Below are 3,076 nucleotides of genomic sequence, written 5' to 3' on the forward strand. Positions count from 1 at the left end.
TGGCATATCCTTTTCTCAGATGAGAATTGCGGCGCGTGAACAACGCCATGATATGCCGCCCCTCAGGGGCCATCACCAACTTTTAGCTATATCTCGCCTGTTTTGTGTTTGATGATCTTATCGGTAGTATTCAACATTGTGGTTTCCTTGTTTGATGGTTCGGTTTGCACCTCCATCAAAACGGACAACCATCATCTCATTCAAGAGATGCGCCGCCCCTGTTCCACTTCTCTGGGATGGGGGCGGTGTCAGATCACATCGAGACTAATTCAATTTATGTCCGGATCATCGCCTCAAGCGCGCAAGCGCCCTTATTTAAGTCTGCACTGTTCTCGTGGCAGGCCAGATTGGAAAGATCGAATATTCCAGTCGGCTGATCAGTTCAGATCAATACCTCTTTCCGGGAAACAGGTTGCTTGCTGACCGTTAGCTTTCTGCCAGCGTCCGATAGAACGTCTGGTTTTGAATCCTGGCAAACCGTCAGCTCCTCCAACATCATGACCCTGCCTTTCCAGGGACCGCTGCATCGCTGCAATATCAGATCGATATAGCTTATCGACTGCGCTCCAACGGGCAGAGACGTCTCCAAGACCGTATTGGATGCGATCCCCGACATGCCCAACAAAGAGGGCATAGAGATCACTCATATTGTAGTCTTTGAGGACATAGAAATTGGGGGTTACAATGAAGGCAGGTCCCTTGCGCCCCGCAGGCATCAGCAAATAGCCCTCACTACGACTTTCATGATCAGGAAACGGACGCCCTGAAACGCGCTTGATACCCATCTCCTCCCATTTGGAGATAAGGCGCCCCTGATCTGGTCCCTCTAGAGTGCAGGAGACAGAAGAGGGGACAGTGACCTCGACCCCCCAGTCTCGACCGCTTACCCATCCATGCTCATCCAGGTAAGCGCCAATCGAGGCTATTGTGTCGGCTTCTGAAGTCCAGATATCAACCCGCCCATCGCCATTTCCATCTGCTGCGTATTTCAGGAAGCTAGATGGCATAAACTGTGGCTGCCCAAGTGCGCCAGCCCAGCTACTTTTCATCGCCCCCCTTGGAACATGACCTGCCTGCACGATCTCAAGAGCCGCTATAAGCTCCTGTTCGAAATAATCCTTCCGGGTGCTCATGAAGGCCTTGGTCCCGAGCACCTCAAAGACATCATGGGGTATGGCCACGCGCCCATACCCGCTTTCGCGGCCCCAGATTGCCAGGATGATGCGGCCCGGAATGCCGGTTTTGCTTTCTACTGATCTGAGGGTGTTGGTGTGCTTTCTTGCCGTCCGGCGACCGACCGATGTCGCTCCATCCACGGAGCCACGGTTGAAGTACTTGCCGGGGGAGCCAAACTCGGTCTGACGTTGTTTCTTCGGCACTGCGGCCTTTGTCCCGGGCGGAACCAGGTCCGGCAACTTCCAGTTCAGAGTAACACCCGCGAATGCCGCGCTGAACGTATCGGCTGAGATGCCCTTTGCTCTGGCTTGAGGCCATATGGTTTGAGAAAGCCAGCCTTGATATTGCTCTTCTATGGCTAGTTTGTTCTGCGCATGCGCCTGTGTCGTCAAAAACGCAATAGTCGTAAGCAAGACAGTAAGGAGCTTCATGGAAATCCTAAGATGCCGAAGGAATGCTTTGTCTTCTCAGCTACCTTTTGGGCGGCCATTACGTCAACGAAATTTGCAAGTTTCAAATGAGCGATTCACCTGAAGAGGATTTTGAACAGGCTTGTGACGATCCAAAAGATAGATGGACCGTCCAGCCGCCCGAAGCGTGCGCGCCGCCTGAAGCCCTGCGATATCCGGCACACTTACGGGGGAGCGAACAATGACTACAAATCAGTTTTCTGAATTCGGAAAAGTTGAAAAAAGGGTTGGTCCGAAACTGAAACCGCCCAAAGCTATGCGGCCAGTTTGGAAGGTGCCACCTCACAAAGCGTTCCGGAACTCGTGCGACAGGTCGGGGCGGGTCCGGGAACACTTGCTCTTGATCTGTGTTGTGGCCCGGGTGTTGTCACCGCTGGGCTGCATTCCGCCGGAGCCGAAGCAATAGGGTTGGATTTCTCGCCTGCGATGTTTCAGTTGGCACGTCGAAATGTGCCTGAAGCAGAATTCATCGAGAGTGATGCGATGCACCTTCCTTTTGAAGACGTCCGTTTTGATGCGGTTACGATTGGCTTTGGCATTTTGCATGTGCCCGACCCGATCAGCGTTCTGGCAGAAGCGCATCGGGTTCTGCGGTTGGGCGGCCGCTTGTCTTTCTCAGTGTGGCACGGCCCAACAATTCCCACGGTATTCGGAGATTTGTTCCAGGTAATTGGTCGTCATGGCGATCCTTCGGTTCAACTGCCCCCTGGGCCTGGTCTGCATGATTACGCAGACCCCGAAATAGTTGTACCCGCATTAACAAATACAGGGTTCTCCGATATCTCGCAAACCGTTGTGCAGAACGTTGTTGAAACAAACAACGCAGACGACATTGTTACCCTGTTCATGGAGGGTACAGTGCGAGGTGGAATACTTCTTCGTTCGCAACCACCCGATGCGCTGGCCGATATCCGAGCGGCAATGATCAAGCTGATCAAATCCACATATGGCTCAAATGGCCCGTGGAGGTTACCAATGCCGTCGGTTGTATCCGCAGCAACAGCCGCTTAGCTATCATTCTATTCCGGTCAGCGGTGAGGTCTGGTTTGCTCTGCGGATGGTGTGGATGGCTCCTGCATCAACCGGCGTGGCAATGCGCCATAGTGCAGTTGTCGTAAACTGCTTATGAGAGGAGCCACCCAATGCAAGTTACGGCGATCGGCCTTGATTTGGCTTAGAACGTTTTTCAGGTCCACGGTATTGATGAGCATGGCGAGTTTGCATTTATCCGCGCTCTGAGACGGGCACAGGTTCTGGCCTTCTTTGAACGCCTTTGGCCGTGTCCGGCTGGTATTGAAGCCTGTGGAACGAGCCACCACTGGGCGCGTGAACTGATCAAACTGGGTCATAACGTCAAGCTGATCCCACCAGCTTATGTGAAGCCCTACGTCAAACGTGGCAAGTCAGACGCTGTTGATGCTGCGGCCATC

General features: G+C 53.3%; 2 protein-coding genes and 1 pseudogene. 2 read left to right on the plus strand and 1 reads right to left on the minus strand.

The genetic code is table 11. The features are described 5' to 3' along the window. Positions 1-377 precede the first annotated feature (377 nt). On the minus strand, positions 378-1,607 hold the full coding sequence (locus tag BUB78_RS19825) for a lytic murein transglycosylase (protein WP_073201137.1): 1,230 nt from the start codon (positions 1,605-1,607) through the stop codon (positions 378-380). Positions 1,608-1,949: 342 nt separating this feature from the next. On the opposite strand from BUB78_RS19825, the gene BUB78_RS19830 reads away from it, so the two are divergent. Then, positions 1,950-2,657, plus strand: a complete 708-nt coding sequence (locus tag BUB78_RS19830) for a methyltransferase domain-containing protein (RefSeq protein ID WP_220084057.1) — start codon at positions 1,950-1,952, stop codon at positions 2,655-2,657. 188 nt (positions 2,658-2,845) lie between these two features. Then, a pseudogene (locus tag BUB78_RS21345) lies at positions 2,846-3,076 on the plus strand (IS110 family transposase); the annotation flags it as partial.

It is taken from the genome of Roseovarius marisflavi (assembly GCF_900142625.1).
GTDB classification, from domain to species: domain Bacteria; phylum Pseudomonadota; class Alphaproteobacteria; order Rhodobacterales; family Rhodobacteraceae; genus Roseovarius; species Roseovarius marisflavi.